Source organism: Nocardia amamiensis (assembly GCF_015477605.1).
Lineage (GTDB): Bacteria > Actinomycetota > Actinomycetes > Mycobacteriales > Mycobacteriaceae > Nocardia > Nocardia amamiensis_A.
Map to the genome: position 1 here is coordinate 60,701 of NZ_JADLQX010000026.1, position 23,610 is coordinate 84,310.

17 protein-coding genes and 1 pseudogene are annotated in these 23,610 nt (G+C 69.0%); 15 read left to right on the top strand and 3 right to left on the bottom strand.

Going from position 1 to position 23,610, the window contains the following annotated elements; genetic code table 11:
• The first annotated feature begins 19 nt into the window (after nucleotides 1-19).
• The 15 genes from IU459_RS28215 (at nucleotide 20) to IU459_RS28285 (ending at nucleotide 20,710) form a co-directional block, all read left to right on the top strand.
• Nucleotides 20-367: a cupin domain-containing protein gene (locus IU459_RS28215; RefSeq protein WP_195132615.1), complete on the top strand. Its 348-nt coding sequence runs from the start codon at nucleotides 20-22 to the stop codon at nucleotides 365-367.
• A gap of 717 nt (nucleotides 368-1,084) precedes the next feature.
• Entirely contained in the window at nucleotides 1,085-1,354 is a 270-nt protein-coding gene (locus IU459_RS28220; protein WP_195132616.1) for an acyl carrier protein, read from the top strand.
• On the top strand, nucleotides 1,351-7,272 hold the full coding sequence (locus IU459_RS28225) for an aminotransferase class III-fold pyridoxal phosphate-dependent enzyme (RefSeq protein ID WP_195132617.1): 5,922 nt from the start codon (nucleotides 1,351-1,353) through the stop codon (nucleotides 7,270-7,272). The genes IU459_RS28220 and IU459_RS28225 overlap by 4 nt, the downstream gene beginning before the upstream one ends.
• Nucleotides 7,269-8,126 (top strand): hypothetical protein, encoded by an 858-nt coding sequence (locus IU459_RS28230; RefSeq protein ID WP_195132618.1) that lies wholly within the window; start codon nucleotides 7,269-7,271, stop codon nucleotides 8,124-8,126. Before IU459_RS28225 ends, IU459_RS28230 begins: the two co-directional genes overlap by 4 nt.
• Nucleotides 8,123-8,377 carry an acyl carrier protein gene (locus IU459_RS28235; protein WP_195132619.1) on the top strand — a complete coding sequence of 85 codons (255 nt, stop codon included), beginning with the start codon at nucleotides 8,123-8,125 and terminating at the stop codon, nucleotides 8,375-8,377. Before IU459_RS28230 ends, IU459_RS28235 begins: the two co-directional genes overlap by 4 nt.
• Nucleotides 8,374-10,122, top strand: a complete 1,749-nt coding sequence (locus IU459_RS28240) for a fatty acyl-AMP ligase (RefSeq protein ID WP_195132620.1) — start codon at nucleotides 8,374-8,376, stop codon at nucleotides 10,120-10,122. Before IU459_RS28235 ends, IU459_RS28240 begins: the two co-directional genes overlap by 4 nt.
• On the top strand, nucleotides 10,119-11,528 hold the full coding sequence (locus tag IU459_RS28245) for a cytochrome P450 (RefSeq protein ID WP_195132621.1): 1,410 nt from the start codon (nucleotides 10,119-10,121) through the stop codon (nucleotides 11,526-11,528). The genes IU459_RS28240 and IU459_RS28245 overlap by 4 nt, the downstream gene beginning before the upstream one ends.
• Nucleotides 11,525-14,269 carry a PEP/pyruvate-binding domain-containing protein gene (locus tag IU459_RS28250; RefSeq protein WP_195132622.1) on the top strand — a complete coding sequence of 915 codons (2,745 nt, stop codon included), beginning with the start codon at nucleotides 11,525-11,527 and terminating at the stop codon, nucleotides 14,267-14,269. The genes IU459_RS28245 and IU459_RS28250 overlap by 4 nt, the downstream gene beginning before the upstream one ends.
• Complete coding sequence (locus IU459_RS28255; RefSeq protein ID WP_195132623.1) at nucleotides 14,266-15,558, top strand: aminotransferase class I/II-fold pyridoxal phosphate-dependent enzyme; 1,293 nt, start codon at nucleotides 14,266-14,268, stop codon at nucleotides 15,556-15,558. The genes IU459_RS28250 and IU459_RS28255 overlap by 4 nt, the downstream gene beginning before the upstream one ends.
• Before the next feature lies 1 nt (nucleotide 15,559).
• Complete coding sequence (locus tag IU459_RS28260; RefSeq protein WP_195132624.1) at nucleotides 15,560-16,966, top strand: nucleotidyltransferase domain-containing protein; 1,407 nt, start codon at nucleotides 15,560-15,562, stop codon at nucleotides 16,964-16,966.
• Entirely contained in the window at nucleotides 16,963-17,697 is a 735-nt protein-coding gene (locus tag IU459_RS28265) for an HAD family hydrolase (protein WP_195132625.1), read from the top strand. Before IU459_RS28260 ends, IU459_RS28265 begins: the two co-directional genes overlap by 4 nt.
• Entirely contained in the window at nucleotides 17,682-18,623 is a 942-nt protein-coding gene (locus IU459_RS28270; RefSeq protein WP_195132626.1) for a diacylglycerol/lipid kinase family protein, read from the top strand. Before IU459_RS28265 ends, IU459_RS28270 begins: the two co-directional genes overlap by 16 nt.
• The gene (locus tag IU459_RS28275) at nucleotides 18,620-19,399 is read left to right on the top strand and encodes an SDR family NAD(P)-dependent oxidoreductase (protein WP_195132627.1); all 780 of its coding nucleotides are present in this window, start codon (nucleotides 18,620-18,622) and stop codon (nucleotides 19,397-19,399) included. Before IU459_RS28270 ends, IU459_RS28275 begins: the two co-directional genes overlap by 4 nt.
• Nucleotides 19,400-19,581: 182 nt before the next feature.
• Nucleotides 19,582-20,106 carry a hypothetical protein gene (locus tag IU459_RS28280; RefSeq protein WP_195132628.1) on the top strand — a complete coding sequence of 175 codons (525 nt, stop codon included), beginning with the start codon at nucleotides 19,582-19,584 and terminating at the stop codon, nucleotides 20,104-20,106.
• Between the two features lie 157 nt (nucleotides 20,107-20,263).
• The gene (locus tag IU459_RS28285; RefSeq protein ID WP_195132629.1) at nucleotides 20,264-20,710 is read left to right on the top strand and encodes a DUF6294 family protein; all 447 of its coding nucleotides are present in this window, start codon (nucleotides 20,264-20,266) and stop codon (nucleotides 20,708-20,710) included.
• 93 nt (nucleotides 20,711-20,803) lie between these two features.
• Here IU459_RS28285 and katG read toward each other — a convergent pair whose 3' ends face one another.
• From katG to IU459_RS28300, 3 genes and pseudogenes are all read right to left on the bottom strand, one after another.
• Nucleotides 20,804-23,035 carry a catalase/peroxidase HPI gene (gene katG, locus IU459_RS28290; protein ID WP_195132630.1) on the bottom strand — a complete coding sequence of 744 codons (2,232 nt, stop codon included), beginning with the start codon at nucleotides 23,033-23,035 and terminating at the stop codon, nucleotides 20,804-20,806.
• A 40-nt stretch (nucleotides 23,036-23,075) separates the two neighbouring features.
• Nucleotides 23,076-23,252, bottom strand: a pseudogene (locus IU459_RS28295) (transcriptional repressor); the annotation flags it as partial.
• 21 nt (nucleotides 23,253-23,273) lie between these two features.
• A partial coding sequence (locus tag IU459_RS28300) for a hypothetical protein (RefSeq protein ID WP_228838637.1) occupies nucleotides 23,274-23,610 on the bottom strand: 337 nt, incomplete at its 5' end.

Here is a 23,610-nt window from a genome sequence, read left to right on the forward strand (position 1 = left end):
GCCGACCACCATGACTTCCATGAGCGAAGAAACGACCACTTCATCCGGCCGGACCGTCTCCATCCCCGACACCATCGCCGCGCTGCCAGGCCCTTTCCGGCAACGCGAGTTGGCACAGGTCAACGACACCGTGGTCCGCGCCGCCCGGATCGAGGGCGAGTTCCCCTGGCACCACCACGACGAGGACGAACTGTTCCTGTGCTGGGACGGCTCCTTCCGCATCGAACTCGAAGGCCGCGCACCGGTCACCCTCGCAGCCGGAGACATCTTCGTCGTCCCCAAAGGAATTCGGCACCGACCGGTCGCGGAGACGCGCGCCCACGTCCTGCTCATCGAACGACCGGAGACCAAGCAGTACGGAAGCTGAATCATGCTCGCTCGTACGCCGACGCGAGCGTGCCGGTGCATGGTTGTGGCCAGTCACAGCAATTCCGCATACTTCTTGCCGGTAATGAAAGCCGTCACATGCGCCCGCGACCCGAGAAGTTAGCTGGTCCTCCGAGAGGGCGGACGGGCTTGGTGCATGCGTGAAGAGGCCGTTACGTGACTTCACATTCTCGTGGGAGAGCGGTAGGGATGAATTAAGACGAAAATACCTATTGGTCGGTATTGATCGCTACTTGTCCAGCCGATGAATGGGGCATGAACAGCAAAGTCTCCACCGTGGCCACATTTCTGTGCCGCACGGTCACAGCTGATTCTTTTGCCAGCCCGTCGAACCCGCTGTCAAATCGTCTGAGACAGCACTGCCGTACTATCGGTCTCCGCGACATTCTCATTTGTCGCGGAAACCAAATCGGGTGAAATTAGCCCAATATTTGCGACCGGTGGAAACTGGCTGCGCAGCACGGGTTTTCACATTGCAGCTCGCATAGTGCGGGTGTACAGATGTGAGAACGCGTGGCGGTGCGGCTGCACCCTCGCGCGGTATGGCGGGACAGCGGGATACGGCGGTCCCGTTCGCGGATATCGGAGGGCATGTGATCACGGACTCTGCGGGGGTTGAACCCTGCGCTGAGCGTCGAGGGAGCCATATATCGCGCAGGGCTGGAAAAGCCTGCGGCACCGGGGAGGGAGACGCTCGATGAATGTGTCCGACGCCGTTGGCGAACGGGTGCGGGCGTTGTTCTCACGCGGTTTGCACGTGACCGAAATAGATGTGGACACGCCATTGCTGGATTATGGCTTGGACTCCGTGCGGTCGGTGGAGTTGGTGATCGAGCTGGAGCGGGAGTTCGGTATCACGATCTCCGACGAGGAGGCCGCGATGCTGCATACCACGCGCGACGTGATCGATTGTGTGACGACGAAGACGACGCGCGACCGGCGCGCGGAGGCCGGAGCGCGAACGTGACCGCACATTCCGAGCGGCGCGAACAAGCGCCGCCCGCCACCTCCGAGCTCTTCACCGATTTCGCCGAGTACAACCGGCCCGGCCTGGCCCAGTTGCTGCGGGCCTGTCACCTGGACATGGTGTACAGCGCGGCGGAAGGCGACCACCTCGTCCGCGCCGACGGCACCCGGGTCCTGGATCTGGTCGGCGGGTTCGGCGCCGCGCTGTTCGGACACAACCACCCAGCGCTGGTACGCGCGGCGACGGCGCTGCTGAATCAGCAGGTCCCGTTCGTGGCGCAGGGCAGCGTCCGGCCGGGCGCGGCGCGGCTGGCGCGGCGGCTGTCCGAGGCGATCGGCGCGAGCACCGGCCGGGAGTACGTCGTCACCTTCGGATCCACCGGGGCGGATGCGGTCGAAGCGGCGATCAGGCACGCCGCGGTCGCGCACGCGCGCGCTCTGTCCGACTTGGACGCCGACATACGGCGCACGCTGCGGCGGCTGCGCCGCGACGGCCTGCACGACGTGCGCCCATCCGCGCCCGCGGACGACGCCGAGCCGCGAACGGCCGCGGCGGTGCTCACCGAGACGCTCCAGCACATCGCGCGGCTACGCGAACGCGGGCCGGTGTTCGTCTCGCTGGCGGGCGCGTTCCACGGCAAGAGCGCCGGGGCCTTCGCGCTCACCGAACAGGCCGACACCCCGGCCGACCTGGTGGTACCCGGCCCGGAGCGGCGCAGGCTCGATACCTGGACGCCGGACGAGGTCGCCGGCGCGTTCGCGGACGAGCTGTGCACGGTGGGCGTCATCGGCTTCGACGCCACCGGTGCGCCCGTTCGCACCTGGCGGCGTCTGTCGCCCGTCGCCGCGGTGTTCGCCGAGCCCGTGCAGGGCGAGGGCGGTGTGCGCGAGGTCCCCGCCGCCACGCTGCGAGCCCTGCGTGAACTGGCGGACCGGCACGCTGCGGCACTGGTTTTCGACGAGATCCAGTGCGGCATGGGACGCACCGGCACGTTCCTGGCCTCGACCCCGTCCGGGGTGCGCGCGGACTACTACCTGATGTCGAAATCGCTCGGCGGGGGACTGGTCAAGATCGCCGCGCTACTGGTCGACCGGCAGCACTCGGTCGCCGATTTCGGGCGCTACCACACCTCCACCTTCGCCGATGACGAACTGTCCGCCACGGTGGCGGACGTCGCACTGGATCTGTTGCGCGAGAACAAGATCCGGATCAGCGAAGCGGGGGCGCGGCTGAGGTCGCGACTGGACGCGGTGGCCCGCCGCTGGCCGAAGGAGATCGTGGCCGTGCGCGGGCGCGGTCTTCTCCAAGGAGTCCAGCTGCGGGTACCAGAGCCGGAATCCGCGCTGCTGCGCGAGATCTGCGCACCCGACCTCTTCGGCTACGTGGTGGCCGGATACCTGTTGCACCGCCATGCGATCCGCATGCTGCCCACGCTGTCGGCGCCGACCACGCTGCGCGTCCAGCCCTCGGCCTTCGTCGGCGACAGCGACCTCGACCGGCTGGCCGCGGCCCTGGACGACGTCGCCGCGCTGCTGCACCGCGGCGAGTACGCCCGGCTGCTGGCGCACTTGGCCGCACCGGTCACGACCGAATCCGCGGCGTTGGACCGCGCACCGCTACCGCGGCGCGACGACGCACCGGCACGAGACCCGCGCGACCCGATCAGGGTGGCTTTCCTGGCGAACCTGCCCGAGGTCGCCGATCTGCGCCGGCTCGCCCCCGAGTTGGCGGAATGGACGGATGCGCAGTTCGCCGCGCTGTTCGAGCGTCTGCGCGCGGTGGCCGATCCGTTCGAACTGACCAGGCAGACGGTTACCTCGCCGACCGGCGCCGAGGTCGAAATGCTGCTGATCGCGGTGCCGCTGACGGCCGAGCAGATCGTCGCGCACCAGCGCGCCGGTGAGCGCACCCACGTGCGGGATCTGGTGTGGCTCGCGGTCGAACAGGCGATAGCAGCCGGAGCCAGAGTGATCGGCCTCGGCGGCTACACATCGATCGTCACCGACGCCGCGCGCGAGGTGGCGGAGGACACCGTCACCGTGACCTCCGGCAATTCGCTCACGGCGGCCTGCGCCTATGCGGTACTGCACGCCGAACTGGCCGCACTCGCGCCGGGGCAGCGGCGGGTCGGCGTCCTCGGGGCGCTCGGCAACATCGGCGCGGTCATGGCCGAACTCCTTGCGCCGCTGGCCGATTCACTGGTCCTGGTGGGCAGGCCCGGCGCCGGAACACGGCTGCGCCGGGTGGCCGCCGGACTACCGGGCGAGGTCGCCGTGAGCGAGGATCTCGCCGCACTGCGCGACTGCCGGGTCGTGGTGACCGCGACCAACGCGGCCGCGCCGCTGGTCACGACACAGCATCTCGCCACCGATCATCCCGTGCTGATCTTCGATCTGGCCGTGCCCGGCGATGTGGACCCGGCGGTAGCCGAGCACCCACACATCACCTTGCTCGACGGCGGCCGCATGGCGCTGCCACTCGGCCAGACCCCGTCCCTTCCGGAAACCGGGCTGCCCGCCGGAATCGTGTACGCGTGCATGGCCGAGACGCTGCTGCTCGGCTTCGAGCCGCGCACCGCGAGCCCGTCCTACGGCGCGCTCACCGCCGCGGGCGTACGCGAAGCGCGGGAACTGGCCGCCCGCCACGATGTTCGCCCGGTTCTGCTGCCGACAGGAGCCACCACCGTGATCACCCCCGCCACCGCGTCCGGTCCGACACCGATGTTCCTCGGTGCGGCCGACTTCATCCCGTCCCGGGCGGGCGCCAAGGCCGCCACCCTGCACGAGCTGCGCTCCAACGGATTCGCCGTCCCACCCGGCTTCGTCGTACCGGCCGACCTGGACATGGACGCCGTCTCCGACGACGAACTCACCGGCTGGGTGCGGGCGATCGGCGGTTTCCCGGTGGCCGCGCGCTCCAGCGGCGTGCTCGAGGATCTCGACGACGCCAGTTTCGCGGGGCAGTACGAGTCCTATCTGGACATCACCGACGCGGCCGCACTCCGGACGCACATCGACGAGTGCCGGGCGTCGGTGCGCAATGAACGGGTGCGGGCCTATCTGTCCCGGCGCGGTCTGGCCGAGGCGGACGCGACGGTCGCCGTCCTGGTGCAGCGCATGGTCGAAGCTCGATGCGCCGGTGTCGGTTTCAGCATCGATGCGCTGTCGGGCATCGAGGAGCACGCGGTGGTGGAGACCTGCCACGGCGTGGGCGAGCGGCTGGTCTCCGGACAGGTCGCACCTACTCGCTACACCCTGCGGCTGGCCGACGGAGGCGTGGTGGCACGCGACGCGGGGCAGGAGGACGTCCACCTGAACGCCGCCGACACCGCGGCGCTGGCTGCGCTGCTGCTTACCGTGCAGGCGCGCCGGCACCGACCGCAGGACATCGAGTGGGCGATCGACGGCGACGGCACCCTGTGGTTGCTGCAGTCACGCGCGATCACCGCGATCAGCTGGCGCACCGACATCGAGCAATTCTCCGATGCGGATCTCCGGGACGGCGGCGTCTCGGCACGCGTGTGCACACCGATGATGTTCTCGTTGTACGACAACGCCTTCCAGTACTCGATGCAGCGATTCTTCGACGGGCTCGGGCTGGCCGAGCCGGGCGAGGAGCCGGACTGGATGGCCATGTACTACGGCCGGGCCTACTGGAACGTCAGCGCGGTGAAGCAGTGCTTCCGGCGCATCCCCGGCTTCGACGAGCAGCATTTCGACGACGATCTGGGCGTCCTCAACGAATACGGCCCGCAGGGACCGATTCGCACCCCGAACACGCCGTTGACGATCGCCCGCGCGCTGCCCGTCGCCCTGGCCGTGCAGCGCAGCTACCGCCGGCAGCTCGACGCGGTCGACGCGTTCGCCGCGAGCTGGCCCGCCAAGTACCAGGCCTGGCGCGAACGGGTACGCGCGCTGCCGCGGACCGACGAGGCGACTTTCGCCGCAGACCTGGCCGACTGCCTGCTCACCGTGCACGCCGCCACCGAGCGCACCTACTTCACCACCATTTACCACAACTCCAGCCTGCAAACCGATTTCAAACAGCTGCTGGACAAAGTGGACGCCGCCACCGGCGCGACCACCTCGGCCATCGCCCTCATGGGCGGTCTGGCCGAGATCAGCCACATGGCGCTGCAACGCGGCATCGTCGAATTGCATCGAGTGGCAGCGGAATCCGGGCTCGACAGCCCGGCGTGGAACGAGGCGCTCGCGGCGTTTCTCGACGAGCAAGGCTTCCATGCCGACGCCGAACTCGACCTGACCTGCCCGCGCTGGTCGGAGGACCCGCAGCGAGTGCGGTCGATGATCGCGGTGATGCTCGACAACGGGACCGTGCCCGCCGATCCCGCGGCCACCTTGGTAGAGCAGCGCAAACGCTACGAGTCCGAGCTCGCGGCGGTGCGCGCCAGGGTGCGCGCGCGGCCGACGGCGCGGGTGCGGTATGCCAAGGCGCTGGACAAGCAGATCGACCGGATGCGGCGGTATCTGGTCGCCCGCGAGCGAATGCGCGAATTCTCCTCGCAGTGCTACGCCGTGGTCCGCGCGTACGTGGTGGAAGCGGGTACCCGGCTGGCCGCCGCAGGCGTGCTGGAAGACGCAGATGACGCGTTCCAGCTGACCATCCAGGAACTGACCGATCTGGTCGCGGGCCGAGTGGCCGTCGCCGACCTCGCGCCGGTGATCGCCTACCGCCGTGCCATGTACGCGGGCTACCGCGATCTGACGCCGCCGCATGAACTCGGCGGCGGGGTGACCGTCGCGGCGGTGCGCGTGGTGGGCGATGGCGACCTGTCCGGCCTCGGGTGCAGTCCAGGCGTGGCCGAGGGCACGGCCCGGGTGATCACCTCGCTCGACCACATCGACCAGCTGCGCGAGGGGGACATCCTCGTCACGCGGTTCACCGATCCGGGCTGGACACCCGCGCTGGGGTTGGTGGCGGGCGTGGTCACCGAGGTGGGCGGCATGCTCTCGCACGCGGCCGTGATCGGACGCGAGTACGGCATTCCGGCCGTGCTGAACGTGGCGGGGGCGACGACGGCGCTGCGATCGGGTCAGCGCATCCGGGTCGACGGCGGCGCGGGTCTGGTGCAGGTCCTGGACGCCGGCGATCCGGCGGACGAGGCCGCCCTGGTCGAGTCGGTCTCCGGCGCAACGCGACCGGACGCCGCTACGCGACAGGCACCGGAACCGGACCCGCCGCCGAACCCGGCGGAACCGGAATCACTCACGCCTACAACGACTCTCGTCAAACCGCCCCGCATTCTGCGCGGCTCGGGAAAGGAAACGACACTGACCGCACGCAAACGTCTCATCTGCCTCGCGGGTGGCGACGGTTCGGGCAAGACAACGCAGGTGGCCAGGATCGCCGCCGAGTTCGAGGCGCAGGGGCACAGCGTTGCCGCGGTGACGATCTGGGACGCGTTCCTCGACCCCAAGGTCTCCTCGAAACTGCCCTGGGGCAGTCCGGCCGAGATCTACGGCTATCTCCAGCTGCTCACCCCGCTCAGCCGCGCGCACTTCCTGTTCCACGCCATGCAGCTCTCGATGGACCTGGCCGCCGATCGCGACGCGGACATCGTGCTCGCCAACGCCTATTGGTACAAGTACTACGCCACCGAGGTCGCGCACGGCGGTGATCCGGCCGTGCTGCGGAGCCTGGCGGCGGGCTTCCCGGAACCCGACCGCACCTTCTACCTCGCGGTACGGCCGCAGGAAGCACTGGCGCGAAAACGATTGCGCAGTGACTACGAGAGCGGCTACGGCGACGAGGAGTCGTTCCTGACCTTCCAGCAACGCAGCCACGAGGCGCTCGACGCGCTGTCGGACGAGCTCGGCTGGATCCGCCTCGACGGCGCCGCGGCGCCCGCTGAGGTCACCCGCGCCGTGCTCACCCAGCTGCGCGAGGACGACCGATGAGCACACCGCACACCCGCCGGGTGGCCCTGGTGGGCATCGACGGCGCGGGCAAGTCCTCGGTGCTGGCCGGGCTGCGCGCGCTGGCCGAGCCCGCCGGGGCCGGCCGATTCGCCTCGATGACCTGCCCCGACTTCCACGACACCAGGGATGTCCCGCTCGCGGATCTGTCCCGGCAGCTCAGGGCCTTCAGCGTCGGCTGCGACGAGATCGGTGACGTGGCGATGAAGGCCACCGCGATGTACCTGCAGATGACCCTGTTCGGCCCGGTCGAGCAGCACTTCCTGCGCACCTGGTCACCGGATGTGCTGGTCTGCGAGCGGCATCCGCTGATCGAACTGCTGGTGTACGGCCCGCTGTACGTGGCGCTGGCCGGCACCGACGGACGCTGCCGCGAGCGGGAGGACGAGATCGCCGCGGTGCTGGAACGGCATCGCCCCGGCACCTTCGCCGACATCCTGGCCTGGCAGCACGCCCAAGCGGCACGGCTGGGCAGTTCGCCGGACCCGTGGCTGCTGCTGTCGGAGATCGCCGAGCTGGTGGAACGCGACATCTCCGGCGCGGTGTCCGGTTTCGCCGAACGGTTCCGCACCACGCTGCCCGACGCGGTGCTGTGGCTGGACGCGCCGCCCGAGCAGGCCGCGGCCCGCTGCGTGCAGCGGTCGGCGCACGGGCCCGTCGAGGCCCATGAGACAGCGGAGCGGCTGGCCGCTCTGCGCACCGGCTACGAGCGGGTGCGCGAAACCCTCGCGACCGCGTTCCCCGAGGTGGGGTTTCACCGCATCGACACCGCCGACGGCGTCGATCTCGCGGAATCGGTGCGCGCCTGCGTGACGGAAGGGAAGTTGCTGGGATGAGCACGCGCGGTGATCTCGGCGCGGCCGATCTGGAGGCGCGGGTACGCGCGATCGTCGGGGATGTGTTGTGGGTGTCCGCCGCCGACCTGGACCCGGCGACGCCGTTGATCGACTACGGACTCGACTCGCCGACCGCCATCGAACTGACCATCCAGCTGGAACAGGCCTTCGCCGTGACCATTCCGGAGGACGTCGCCGTCCGGCTCACCACGGTCGCCACGATCGTGCGATACGTCGAGGACCAGGCATGACCACACCATCCGATGAGCTGCGCCCCGCACACGCGAGCATCGTGCACGCACTGCTGGCAGGCGGTGAGCGGGGCGCCGCGGCGGCGTCCACGATCATCATGGCCGAGCGTGCCTCGGCGCACGACGCCGACGAGATCGCTCGGCGCCACGACGATCTCGTGCACGTGGCGAGCCGGGCGGCGGCCGGGCTGGCCGAGGCCGGGGTGCGCAAGGGTGACCGAGTGCTGCTGTGCCTGCCCACGTCAGCGGAGTTCGTCACGGCGTTCTTCGGCGCACTGCTGCTCGGCGCGGTGCCCACCGCGATCGCCACCCCGGGCGGATTCGGTGCGGCGGAGATCTTCCTGGACCGTTTCTCCCGGCTGCTGGCCTATCTGGAACCCGCGGCCGTGGTGGCCACCGGATCGGTGCTGCACGCGCTGCCCCTGTCTGCTTCGGTGTCGGCGATCGACGCCACGGTGTTGCACGCGCTGGCCGGCGCGGCGGATACGCCCGCGCTCGAACCCCGTCTGCCCGCACCGGACGATCTCGCGTTCATCCAGGCAACTTCCGGTTCGACCGGCACACCGAAGGGCGTCCAGGTCACCCACGCGAATCTGGCCGCCAATTGCGAGCAGATCGCCCGCGCCGCCGCGATCGGTCCCGGCGACACCTGGGTGGGCTGGCTGCCGCTACACCACGACATGGGCCTGATCGGGGGATTCCTGACGCCGCTGTTCCGCGGCGTCGACGCGGTGCTGATCCCACCGAACCGCTTCCTGCGCCACCCCGCCGACTGGCTGCGCGCCGTGCACCGGCATCGGGGAACGCTCACCGCGGCCCCGAATTTCGCCTACGGTTATGCCGCGGCGCGGATCGCCGACAGCGAACTCGATGGGCTGGACCTGTCCACGTGGCGGTTCCTGTTCTGCGGTGCGGAACCGATCCATCCCGCGACGGTGCGGCGGTTCGTCGACCGGTTCCGTGCCTGGGGACTTCCGGCCGACGCACTCGTGCCGTGCTATGGGTTGGCCGAGGCGTCCCTCGCGGTGACGGTCTCACGGCCGCGGGCGCCGATCGCATACGACTCGGTCTCTCGCCGGGCGCTCGCCGAAGACGGTATGGCCATGGATGTTCCGGCCGGCGATGGAGACGCGCTCGACATCGTCGACTGTGGTGCGCCCGTGGCGGGCACCGAGGTCCGGATCCTGGACGAGAACGGTGCTCCGCGCGGCCCGGATCTGGTCGGCCGCGTGCAATTCCGCGGACCATCCACCACGCCGGGCTACTTCCGGATGCCCGAGGCCACCGCGGCCACGCGCGAAGACGGCTGGTGGGATACCGGCGATATGGGCTATCTGCGGGATGGACGACTGCGAGTCACCGGGCGGCGCAAGGATCTGATCATCATCCGCGGCGCGAACTACCTGCCCACCGACTTCGAGATCGCCGCCGAGCAGGTGCCGGGCGTGCGGCCCGGCGGTGTGGTCGCGGTGGGACGGACCGACAACGACGGCATGTCGGAGGAACTGCATCTGATCGTCGAAACTTCCCTTGCACCGCAGGAATACGATGCGCTGGCCCGCGCCGTACGCGCCGCGGTCAGCAAACGCACCGGGGTGCTGGCGGCCGGCGTACGAGTTGTCGCACCGCGCAGCATCCCCAAAACCACCAGCGGCAAAGTGCAGCGCACCACGGCGCGGCACCTGCTCGAGGACGATCCGGACGCGTTGGTCGGCGCCGGGCACGGGGGAGGCGCGGCGCGATGACACTGCTGACCCGAAACGGCGACCGCCGCTTGGACGGTCCCGTCCTGCGACATCCACTCGGCGCCTACCCCGACTATCGGACCGACCCGCTCACCCTGTTCTACGAGTCCGCGCTCGCCCACGGCAGCGTGCGGCTGCGGCTGGCGCACCAGCACGTGCACCTGCTGGTCGAGCCGGAGCACATCGAACAGGTGCTGGTCACCCACGCGGCACGATACGAGAAGGGAATCAGCTACCGGAGCCTGAACCATCTGCTCGGCCCCGGCCTGCTGACCAGCGGCGGCGAACTGTGGAAACGCCAGCGCGCCTTGATCAAACCCGCCTTCGCCCGCCGCCACGTGGAGACCGAGATCCCGCTCATGGTCGAGTGCGGACAACGGATGCGTGCTCGCTTGGACGCACGCGCCGCGGAGGGTGCGGCGTTCGACCTGGTGCCCGAGGTGATGGGGTTCGCCGCCGACGTGGTGTGCCGCGCGGTGCTCGGCGCGGACATCGACGGCGTGCTGCCACAGATCGAGGACGACGTGCGCCAGGGTGTTTCCTGGGTGATGCGGCACATGGCCGCACCCATCCAGGTGCCGCCGCGGGTGCCGACGCCGGGCAATCGGCGACTGCACGGCGTGCGGCGGCGGCTGCACCATGTGGTGGACGAGGTGATACAGCGGCATCGGCACACCGACGGTGACGCCCACTCGCTGCTGGCCCGGCTGCTCGCCGCGCGGGACGACGCCGGGCATGCGATGGACGACGCGCAACTGCGGCACGAGGTCCTGACTTTCCTGCTGGCCGGTCACGAGACCACCGGAGGGGCGCTGGCCTGGACGGTCTACGAGCTGTGCCGCAACCCCGTCGCGCTCGACCAGGTACGCGCCGAGATCGACATGCTGCCGGACAGTCTGGACGATCCGGACGCCATGCGGGCCGCGCTGCCCGAGCTGGAGTACACCGGCCGCGCGATCGACGAGGCGATGCGCCTGCACCCTCCCGCGTGGGCATTCAGCCGCACCGCACTGGAGCCGGACAGCTTCGACCAGTTCGACCTGCGTCCCGGCGCGATCGTGGTGATCAGTCCGTTCGTCAACCATCGGCTGCCCTCGTTCTGGGACTCGCCGCTGACCTTCGACCCCGCCCGGTTCACCAAAGAGCGGAACCGGGCACGCCCGCCGTTCCGGTACTTCCCTTTCGGCTGGGGTGCGCATCTGTGCGTCGGTCAGCAGATGGCGCTGATCGAGATCCGCGTGGGTCTGGCAATGCTGCTGTCCCGCTATGACATCGAACTGGTGAACGGGATGCGGGTGCGCGAGCGCCCCGAGATCTCGAACACCCCCGACCCGGTCCTGGTCCGGCTGACCCGGCGCGAGCGAGCCGCCGCGGCAACCCCGACCAGACAGGAGGCCGCCCGATGACCAGTACGACCACCGGCGCGATACTGCGCGCCGAAACCCTCGCCACGGACCCGGCAGCCGACGAGCATGCGGGCGCCAAGGCCGCCAACCTCGCCAGGCTGCACGCCGCGGGGCATCGTGTACCACCGTTCGCGGTGGTGAGCACGGACGCGTGCACGCGGGTGCTTGCCCCGGCGGCCGATTCCATCGCCGACCTGCTGGCCGGTCTCGATCCGGACGATCCCGCGGCGCTACGGGCCGTCTCGACGCGGATCCGCGCGCTCGTCGAGGGACTGGCATTGCCCGCGGACATTGCGGCCGAGCTCGATGCCGTGGTCGCCGAACTGTGCAGGGACGGATCGTCCACGGCGGACGTGCGATTCGCCGTCCGCTCGTCGGTCCGCGGTGAGGATTCGGCCACCGATTCCTTCGCCGGGCAGCTCGACACGGTGCTCAACGTCGCCGCGGCGGGCGTGCCTGCCGCGATCGGCACCGTCTTGGCCTCCGCCTGGTCGGAGCGTGCGCTCTTCTACCGGGCGCGCCGTGGTCTCGATGGAACGCCGATCGCCTGCGCCGTCGTGGTCCAAGTGCTGCTCGACAGCGCCGTGTCCGGTGTGGTGTTCAGCTGCAATCCGCAGACCGGCGATACGTCCGAGGCGGTCGTCGCCGCGGCACTCGGGCTGGGCGAGGGCGTGGTGGCGGGAACGGTCGACTGCGACACCTACTTCGTCGATCGCACCACCCGCGCCATCACGTCGCGAGTCGTCGTCGACAAGCACAGCCGCGTGACGCCGTCGCATGCCGGTACCGGCACCGCCGTCGAAGATCTCGGCGACCCGGTGACCACCGCCGCGCTGTCCGACGCGCAGATCCTCGAACTGGCCGAGATAGCAGGCGAACTCGCCGACCACTTCGGCACACCCCAGGACGTCGAATTCGCCTACACATCCGAGGGGCGACTGCATCTGTTGCAGGCCAGGCCGGTCACCGTTACCGGTGCGGGGGAGACCATCTTCGACAACGTCAACGTCGCCGAATCGTATCCGGGACTGTCGAGCCCGCTCACGTTCTCCGTCCTGCGGGCGGCCTACGAGCAGGTCTTCCGCGCGTGCCACCGGGATTTCGGCGCCACCGCGCGGATCGTGGAGCGCAACGCCGCCGATCTGTACCCCTATCTGGTGGGGACGGCGCGCGGCCGGATCTACTACAACATCAGCAACTGGTACCGGCTGTTCCTCGAGATCCCCGGCATGGACTTCGCCATCGAGGGCTGGGAGGCCGCTCTCAACATCGAGAACCGATACCGTCGACCGGACGCGCCGGCCCGTGGCATCGCCCGGGTGCGCGCGACCGCGCTGCGGCTACGGGTGTTCGCGATCATCTCGCTCGGCTGGCTGCGGCTGCCCCGGCGGCTGCGCGCGTTCTTCACCGAACTGGCGGCGGCCACGGCCGACCTCGATCGCCGCCTGAGCCCGGACACGCCGGAGCGCGAACGCGACGCACAGGCGTTGCTGGCCTGGTTGGAGCGCTTCTTCGCCGAGCTCGTGCCCGCGTACTCGGTGCAGATCTTCAACGACTTCCTCGCCCAGCAGATGTTCCATGTGGTCGGTCTGCAGCTGCGCCGCGTGGGCCTGGCCGAGGACGCGGCGCTCACCTTGCGCAACGAGCTGTTCTGCGGTGAGGACGGTGTCGACAGCGTCGACCCGGTGCGCTCGGCGCTCGCGCTCACCGCCCGGGTGCGCACCGATCCGGCGCTGCGCGCGCTGTTCGACGGCCCCGGCACCGCACGCGAGGTGTGGAAGGCGTTGTCGGAGGAGCGGTTCGCGGACTTCCGCGCCGCTTGCCTGCGCCACATCGCGGAGTTCGGCGACCGCACCGTGGACGAGCTCAAGCTGGAGACCGATCCGCTGGGTGAGCACCCCGAGCGCCTGGTGCCGATGCTGCGCAACTATCTGCGCGGCGGGCAGAACGCCGACGACATGATCGCCAGAGAACAGGCCATCCGCCGCGCGGCGGAGCAAACGGCAGCCGATCTGTTCGCGGGTAAAGCACTCGAGGGCAGAGCTTTTCGGCTCACGCTCCGCTTGGCCCGCGAACACGTGAAGCAGCGGGAGAACATGCGGCTGGGCCGCAGCCGCTCTTTCGGCTTGGTGAAGCGGGTGTTCCGCGAATACGGCAGACAGCTGCATACCGCAGGGCTGCTGGACGATCCGCGTGATGTCTTCTGGCTCACCTACGAGGAGATCACCGCCCTCACCCGCGGCACCGCGGTGGACACCGACGCAGCCAGGACCGTGGCTCTGCGTAAGGCCGACCACGATCGCTGGCGCGGGCAACGACTGCCCTCCCGCATCGTCACCACGGGGATCGCCGCGGCAGGCATCGTCGACCCTACGTTGGAAGAACCGGACGACGGCGCGGTGGCCGGCGCCCGGGTTCTGCGCGGAATCGGCTGCGCGCCGGGACGTGTCGAAGCTCCAGCGCTGGTGCTGCGCACGCCCGACCCGGACGTGGCAATCGATGGACAGGTGCTGGTGGCCGCCACCACCGACCCGGGTTGGGTGTTCCTCATGGTCGCCGCGGGCGGCTTGGTGAGCGAACGCGGCAGCCTCCTCTCGCACACGGCCATCATCGGACGCGAACTCGGCATTCCCACGGTCGTCGGCGTGCAGGGCGTCACCCAGCTGGTCGCCAGCGGCGACGTACTGGTGCTGGACGGCCGGGCCGGAACCGTGACGCTCGGACAGGAGCAGCGAGCATGACCGCTCCCGATCTCGCCCATGGCGAGAATTTCAGCCTCGAACATTATCTCGACCCTGCGGCACACACCTTCGAACAGCGATTCGCGGAGTTCCGCCCCTATGTGGAGCACGCCCGCGGCAGCGGATTCGTGCTGCGCGAGGTGGCCGGTCCGTCCGGCGCGCTCGTGCCGGTGCGCGACCCGTCGACCGGCGGGACCGACGAGTTGATCATGCTCGGGTCCAACAATTACCTCGGCCTCGGCAATGAACCTCGGATCGCCGAGGCAGCCATCGCCGCGATCCGGGAATACGGTGTGGGGCACGGCGGCCCGCCGCTGCTCAACGGCACCACGACCCTGCACCGCCTGCTCGAGGAACGGCTGGCCGAGCTGAAGGGCAGCGAGGCGGCGATGGTGTTCTCGTCCGGATACGCCGCGAACGTCGGCTGGGTGACCGGTCTGCTGCGCAAGGGCGACGTGCTGCTCTACGACGAACAGAGCCACGCGAGCCTGTACGACGGCATTCAGCTCGGCCGCGTGCGGTCGATGGCCTTCGCGCACAATGATTTACGGCACTTGCGGCATCGGCTGATGCAGATCCGGTGGCGCAATCCTGGCGCCAACGTCGTGGTGGCCGTCGAGGGCGTGTACTCGATGGACGGCGACATCGCCCCGCTGCCGGAGATCCGTGCGCTGTGCGACGCGTTCGGCGCGTGGCTGGCGGTCGACGACGCGCACGGCACCGGGGTGCTCGGCGCGCGCGGGCACGGCACCGCCGAGCACTTCGGGCTCGGACCAGGCGCCGTGGAGCTGTCCATGGGCACATTCTCGAAGGTCTTCGCGGGCACCGGCGGCTTCGTGACCGGCTCCAGGGACATGGTGGACACGCTGCGCTTCTTCGCGCGTTCCTACATGTTCTCCGCCGCGCTCGCGCCGCCGGTCGTCGCGGCGGTGCTCGCCGGGATCGACTTCCTGGCCGAGCATCCCGAGCGGGTACGGCAATTGCACGACAACGTGGCGTATTTCGTGCGCGGGTTGCGCGCCATGGGCTTCGCGGTGGATCCGCAGACCGCGATCATTCCGATCCTGGTTCCGCAGCGCCTCGCCGTCGCGGACGTGGTCACCGCCCTGCACCGCGAGGGCGTGTTCGTCAACGGCGTCGAATTCCCGGCGGTGCCCCGCGATCAGCAGCGCCTGCGGATCAGCATGATGGCCACCCTCACCCAGGATCACCTCGATCGCGCGCTGGACCGGATCGACACCGTCGCCCGCCGCTTCGGCTTCCATCCCGAGCAGGAAGGGATCGCCTGATATGACCGACACGATGATCGCCACGGGCGGGACGGACGCCGAGCGCCTGCTGGTGCACGCCGCGCTGGCCGCGCCGACGGAATCCGAACGCGCCGAGCTGACCGAGCTGGCGCACCGGGTCACGGACTGGACGGCCTTCTTCGAGCTGGCGCAATTGAACGCGACGGTTCCGCTGGTGCGGCACTCGCTGCTCGCCGCCGGGGTGTATTCGCTCGTCCCGCCGTTGACTCGCGTACGGTTCGACGCGGTCACGGAGCGGATCGGTGCCGCGAACGACCGTCGTCTGGCCGGTGCGGTGGACCTGTTGCGCCGGTTCGAGGAGCGCGGTGTGCGCTGCGTGGTGCTCAAAGGCATGCTCTTCGCCACCGAGATCTACCACGACCCGCGCTACAAGCGGATGAACGATCTGGACATCCTGGTGGAACCGGAGCAGGTCGACGCCGTCATCGAGATCTATCGTGAACTGGGGCTGTTCGCGACCTCGGAACTGCTGGGCAAGGAGCCCAAGGTGCGGACCGAGCGCTCGCACCACCTGCCGTCGTTCGTCTCCCGCGACGGCTCGCTCGTGGTGGGCACCCACTGGGGACTGATCACGCCGCTGGCGCCCTACACGGTCGACTATGCCGCGATCTGGAAACGCGTGCGGCGCATCGACTTCCACGGTGTTCCCGCATGGGCGATGGCACACGAGGACAATCTGCATCACCTGGGCATCCACCTGCCCTACTACAAGACCGGCGTCCGCGAACTGGGCGACATCTGGAACCTGGCCCGGTACGCGGGCGCGGATCTCGACTACGACCTGCTCGCCGCCGAGATCGCGGCCGCGGGCAGCGAAAGGCTGATGTACCACGCCCTTTCGCTCGCCCACCGGCTGGTGCCCGACTCCAGCTTCGCCGTGCTGCTGGACCGTATCGCGCCGCGTGTGGACCGGTTCACCCGCGGCGACACGGCGCGCAAGATCGCCGATGTGCACACGCTGCTCCGCAGCCGTTCCACGCACACCTCCCGCATCGAGAAGGCCTACACCGAGTTCAACATGACCGCCGACGCACGGGAGAAGCTGGACGGCTTCGGTCGGCTGTGGTCGGGGCTCCTGCTCGTTCCCGGCGCGGAGGCGGCCCGGATGAGCTCGCTTCGCGAGCCGGGCCCGCTGGCCGCCCTCGGTGCGCGCGTGATCGCGCCATACCGCCTGACCCGGGTATTCCAGCGCGACCTCGGCCGATGGCTGTTTCCCGCCGCACTCGCCAAGACGGTCTACGACCTCGGCGCGGCATACGCCGGAGAGCTACGGTCGCGCAGCGGGCTCGGCGGTGCGCGGCCCACACCGCCCGGCATCGAGGAATACGCCGCCCGGCTCGGGCTGACCAGGGCGGATCTGCAAGCTGTACTGGACAGCCAGGAATGAGCGCGCGACGTACCGTGCTGTGGGACCTGGACGGCACCCTGATCGGACTGCGGCGGCGCACCTTCGCGACGCTGATGCCCACTGGGGCGGCCTGGGTATTCCGCGATCTCATGCCACCGCACCGTTTCCTGCCGATGCTGCGCCGCACGCTGCGGGATGTCCGCGCCAACGACACCGACCACACCAATACGGAGCTGATGCTGCGACTGCTCGCAGAACGCGTCGGTACCACCCGCGACGTGGCCGCATCCCGGCTGGCCCGGCTGTCGGAGGTCGAATTCGTCCGGCTGCGTGCGTGTTTCCCGCCGAGCCCGGCCGCGGTCGCGACGGTGCGCCGACTGACGGCGGCGGGTGTGCGCCAGGTGGTCGCGACCAATCCGTTGTGGCCGCGCAGCACTGTGGAGACCAGGATCCGTTGGGGCGGACACGATCTCGCGTCGTTCGCGTTCACCACCAGCGGTGAGACCATGCGCCGCGCCAAGCCGCGGCTCGATTTCTATCGCGAAGTGCTCGACCACCTCGGCGCGGCGGCGGGGGAGTGCGTGATGGTCGGCAACGATCCCGGAAGCGACGGACCCGCCGCGCACCTGGGGATTCCGGTGTTCCTGCTGGGCGCGCGGAGCACCGACATACCACCGGCCGTGGCCCGCACCGGATTGGTAACCACGGGCGACCACCGCGCGCTGCGCGGGTGGCTCGGCATCGAGGAGGATTTGTGCTCGTCGTCCTGAATCCGCGATCGAACGCGGGTACCGCGCTGCGGCGCTGGCGGTCGGTGGAATCCGAGCTGCGGACACGGCATCCGGACCTGTCCGTGGAACTGCCCGCCGGCCCACAGCACGCCACCGCGATCGTGCGCGCGGCCGTCACCCGGCCGGAACCTCCGCGGGTGCTGGTCGCCGCCGGTGGCGACGGCATGGTGAACCTGGTGCTGAACGCCCTCATGGACCCCGCGACCGACCGTCCCCGAGCAGCCGATTCGGCGCTCGGCGCGGTAGGACTGGGCAGCTCCAACGACTTCCACAAGCCGGTGTCGTCGAGCACACGCGTCGGCGCCGTCCCGGTGCGGCTCGACGCCGCGCGCGCCGACCTCGTCGACGTCGGCAAAGCAAGTGTGCTGCTGACCGACGGCACGCAGTCCGTCCGCTACTTCTTGCTCAACGCCAGCATGGGACTGGTCGCGGCGGGCAATCATTCGTTCAACCACGCCGCCGGTGTGGTCGGCTGGCTCAAGTCGCGCAGCGTCGAAGCCGCCATCCTCGCCACGGCGCTGGCCACCATCGCCACCCACCGGCCGCTGCCGGTCGCGGTGCGCGGTGGTACCTGGATCCACACCGCCCCGATCACGAACATCGGAGTACTCAAGAGCGTGCACTTCGCTGGCGGCATGCATTACGACACCGAGGTCACCTGCGACGACGGCCAGTTCGACGTGAACATCTGGTCCGCGGCGGGAAGGCTGCGGACCCTCGGCCTGATCGCCGGACTGTACGCCGGGCGGTTCCGGCGGTCCCGGCTGGCGGTGTGCTATCGGGACGCGGCGGTGGAGCTGCGGCCCGACCGTCCGGCGCCGCTGGAACTGGACGGTGAGATCACGATGGTGGAATCGGCGCGACTGGAAGTTCTGCCGCGGGTACTGAAGGTGTGCGCCGCATGACCGTCGTGCTCGTCACCGGAGCCGCGAACGGGATGGGCGCGGCCACCATGGAACACCTTGTGGCGCTGGGATACACCGTCGAAGGATGCGACCGGTTGGCAGCGCCGGGTGTCGCCCGAGTGGACGTGCGCGACGCGGAAGCGGTGGACCGCTGGGTGCGCGACGCGCACACGCGGCACGGCCGGGTCGACGCGGTCGTCACCTTCGCCGCCTACGGCGTGGTCGGGGCGGTCGAGGAGACCACGCCCGAGGAAGCCGCGGCGCTGTTCGACACCAACGTGCTCGGCACGCATCGGGTGCTGCGAGCCGTGCTGCCCTTACTGCGGGACCAAGGCGCGGGCCGGGTGATCGTGGTGAGTTCGGGAGCGGGCGCCATCGCCGAGCCGTACGGCGGTTGGTACTCGGCCACGAAGGCGGCTGTCGAGCGGATCGGCGAGGCCGCGCGAATGGAGGCTGCCGAGTTCGGCGTGCGCGTGTCGGTGCTCATACCTGGATGGACCGTCACCCCGATCATCGACACGGCAGAGCACGTGGCCGCCCCGATCGCCGCATACGACCGCGACCGCGCGGCCGTGCTGGACCTGGTGCGCGGCTACCTGGCGGCGGGACAGCCCGCTGCCTCGGTCGCCAGGAAGGTCGCGGCGATCCTCGCGGCCGACCGGCCACGGCAGGCTTACCTGTGCGGCCGGGACGTCCGGTTGTCCTTCTGGACCCGCAGACTGGTCCCGGCCTTCGTGTACGAGCGACTGGTACAGCGTTACTACGGTTTCCGATAGTCGCGGTAGCCCGGACCGGCCCGTCGCCTGCGGGGCCCTGGCCGGCGACCCCACGCTTCTCGTGGCACCGACCGCGCGATGACCCGAGGGCCGGTTGAGCGGCAAGGGAATTCGTCGACTTGTAGGGTTCATGCCGAGCCGGAAGATGTCCGGTCGGATGCGCGGAGGAAGGATCGGCGGGGATGTCGGACGCATCGGTCGAGGTGCTCTTGGACGACTTCGAGAACAAGGACAAATGGGAGCTCGCGGGGGACGGAGCGAAACGGACACACCTCACCACGTTCGCCGAGGGCGCACCGAGCAAGACGCCGGGCATCTATGCCGACGGAGTGGCCGGCGCCGACCACCGCGCGCTCGTGCTGCTGATCCGCTCGGCGACCGACAATCTCGAGGTCGATCTCGTGGCGAAGCCGGGACAATTGTCCTCGATCGCAGGACGGTTGGCGGCCGTGCACCTGTGGGTGCGCTCCCCGCACGCATCGATCCAGGTGTCGGCGCGCCTCGGCGGCACCGAACAGGGCGAACGCGAACTGGTGCTGGGGAACGTCTCCGCCAATGGCGAATGGCAGCGCCTCGGATACGAACCGGCCGATCCGATCGCCGACGCGGAACTCCTCGCCCTGACGATCCGGCTCACCGAGGTGGTCAAGCGGGAAGGCGAAGTCATGATCTTGCTCGACGACCTGACCGCCCGTACCACGGAGTGACCGAGTAGCACTCGAGTAGTGCCTCCGCTGCCGCAACGCAGCGATTCCAGCCACTCCTGCGTACGCCGATACTCGTGAGCACCGACGAGCCGGCCTCCACACTGAATCCTGCACGAGCCGTCCGGAATACGGCGGCGGCAACTGGCGGGAGGAAGCCATGATCAGATCAATTCGAGGGGCAGCCGTTGCTCGCATCGCCTCCGCGGCGCTTCTCGCCGGAGCGCTGCTCGGCATGGCGCCGAGCCAGGCGCATGCCGATACCTGGGAGCGCACGTTCGTCTGGAACCGGGACCTCCATGCGGGGGACTGCACCATGTTCGCGGGCGCCAAGTGGACGCTGCAACGAGATGGCTGGGCGCATTTCACCGGATGGGTGACGAGTGGGGACGACAACGACGCCTGGCTGATGCACGCCGAACTCTTCACCAGAAGCGAAGGTTACAAAGGCAACATCGTCGCGCAGCAACCGGGCGTCGACGACATCACCAGGTTCGTGATCAACCTGCCCGACTCGGACCAACGGTATTGGTGGGATGTCTGGGGTACGTATAACCCAGCGTGGTTCAACGACCTCGACCGGATCAACCTGCGGTCGCACTGCTGAGGAATGTCGGAGCACCCCGTGAGCCGACCCTACCCGCGGGGTGTCGCATGAAGTGCGAATGTCCGGCTCGCGAGCTGGACATTCGCACCATGATCAGGCCAGCTCGAACCGGTCCAGGTTCATCACCTTGTCCCACGCGGCGACGAAGTCCTGGACGAACTTCTGCTTCGCGTCGTCGGCCGCGTAGACCTCCGCCAGAGCGCGCAGCTGCGAGTTCGATCCGAAGACCAAGTCCACGCGGCTGCCGGTCCACCGGAGTTCACCGGTGACGCGGTCCTTGCCCACGTAGGTCCCGTCGTCGGCCGGCGACGGCTCCCACTTCGTGCCCATGTCGAGCAGGTTCACGAAGAAGTCGTTGGTCAACGACTCCGGGGCTGAGGTGAACGCGCCCAGCGGCGACTGCTTGTAGTTGGCACCCAACACGCGCAGACCCCCGACGAGCACCGTCATCTCCGGACCGCTCAGGGTCAGCAGATTCGCCTTATCGATCAGCAGGTACTCGGCCGGGAGCCGGTTGCCCTTCCCCAGATAATTGCGGAAGCCGTCGGCATTCGGCTCGAGCGCGGAGAAAGACTCCACATCGGTCTGCTCCTGCGTGGCGTCCGTGCGTCCGGGCGTGAACGGCACCCCGACGTCGAATCCGGCATTCTTCGCGGCCTGTTCGACTGCCGCGCAACCGCCGAGCACGACGAGATCGGCGAACGACACCCTCGTGTTCCCGGTCTGGGCGGAGTTGAAGGCCTCCTGGATCTCCTCCAGGGTGCGCACCACCTTCACGAGCTCGTCGGGGTTGTTGACCTCCCACCCGCTCTGCGGCTCGAGGCGAATACGCCCACCGTTGGCGCCGCCACGCTTGTCGCTGCCGCGGAACGACGACGCGGCCGCCCACGCGGTGGAAACGAGCTGTGCCACAGTCAGACCCGACCCGAGGATCCGGCCTTTGAGAGCGGCGATGTCGGCCGAGCCGATGAGATCGTGCGTCACCGGGGGGACCGGGTCCTGCCACAGCAGCGTCTCCTCCGGGACCAGTGGCCCGAGGTAACGGACGATGGGACCCATGTCGCGGTGGGTCAGCTTGTACCACGCCTTGGCGAACTCGTCGGCGAGTTCGTCGGGGTGGTCGAGCCAGCGGCGGGTGATCTGCTCATAGACCGGGTCGAACCGCAGCGAGAGGTCCGTCGTCAGCATCACCGGGGTGTGGGTCTTCGACGTGTCGTGGGCATCGGGCACCAGGCCCGCCCCAGCGCCTTCCTTGGGAACCCACTGCCACGCACCAGCAGGGCTCTTGGTCTTCTCCCATTCGTAGCCATACAGGGTCTCGAGGAAGCTGTTGTCCCACTTCGTCGGAGTTGGCGTCCAGGCGCCCTCCAGGCCGCTGGTGATCGCGTCCTTGCCGACGCCGGTGCCGAAGGAGCTCTTCCAGCCGAGGCCCTGCTCCTCCAGCGGGGCCGCCTCGGGCTCGGGACCGACGTGGTCGGCCGGTCCGGCGCCGTGCGTCTTGCCGAAGGTGTGGCCGCCGACGATGAGCGCCGCTGTCTCGACGTCGTTCATCGCCATGCGGCGGAATGTTTCGCGGATGTCGACCGCGGCGGCGAGCGGGTCCGGGTTGCCGTTGGGGCCTTCGGGATTCACATAGATCAGGCCCATCTGCACCGCGGCCAGCGGCTTCTCGAGGTCCCGTTCGCCGGTGTACCGCTCGTTACCGAGCCACGTCTGCTCCGGGCCCCAGTAGACGTCCTCCTCCGGCTCCCACTGGTCGACGCGGCCGCCGCCGAAGCCGAAAGTCTTGAAGCCCATCGACTCCAGCGCGACATTTCCGGCGTAGACGATCAGGTCGGCCCACGAAAGCTTCTTGCCGTACTTCTTCTTGACCGGCCACAGCAGGCGCCGAGCCTTGTCGAGGCTCGCATTGTCGGGCCAGCTGTTGAGCGGCGCGAACCGCTGCATACCGGCCCCCGCGCCGCCGCGGCCGTCGTTGATGCGGTAGGTGCCCGCGGCATGCCAGGCCATCCGGATGAAGAACGGCCCGTAGTGGCCGTAGTCGGCGGGCCACCACTCCTGCGAGGTCGTCATCACCTCCTCGATGTCGCGCTTCACCGCGGCCAGATCGACGGTCTCGAATTCCGCGGCGTAGTCGAAATCCTCGTCCATGGGATTCGCGACAGCGGGGTTCTTCTGCAGGATCTTCACGTTGAGCTGGTTCGGCCACCAGTCACGGTTGCCACCGCCCTCGGTCGGATACTTCAGACGACCGGCCGCAACGGGACACCCGGTTTCCACGGGTTCCGTTTGGGCCTCTGCGATGGGCGGATGTTCCTGAGGCACAGGCGTTTTCCTTTCGAGAATGGAGTGAATCGAGCTGTGATCACCGGTGTGATCGGGACGTCTCCGATGTCGAGCAATCGGGGCAGAGGCCCCAGTAGATGACTTCGGCCTCTTCGAGGACGAAACCGTTGTGGTCCGACGCGTCGAGGCAGGGCGCCTCGCCCACCGCGCAATCGACGTCGGCGATGACGCCGCACGACCGGCACACGGCGCAATGCCGTTGCTTGACCTGTCACACCTACTGAGCTGTTACGGGGTGTAATGCAATGACCTTGCTGGTGGTTCTGCGGGTTGTCCTGCGTGCTTGGCTTTTTTGGCGGAATGAGTACTTCGAGTCCGGCCGCTTGAGTAACCGGTCGGACTCACGCAGACGCCGAGGTCCGCTGTCGAGTTTGCGCCGCACTTTCGACGCCAGCATGTTCATGAACAGCCTGGTCTTCCTCGCGGTGTTCGCGGTCTGTCCGATGATGCTGCGGCGCACGTGCTTGAGCACCTTCAGGAACGAGATGCGGTCGGGATCGATTTCCTCTGCGTCGGCCAGCTCCATGATGATCCGGGTCAGGCAGTGATGGACG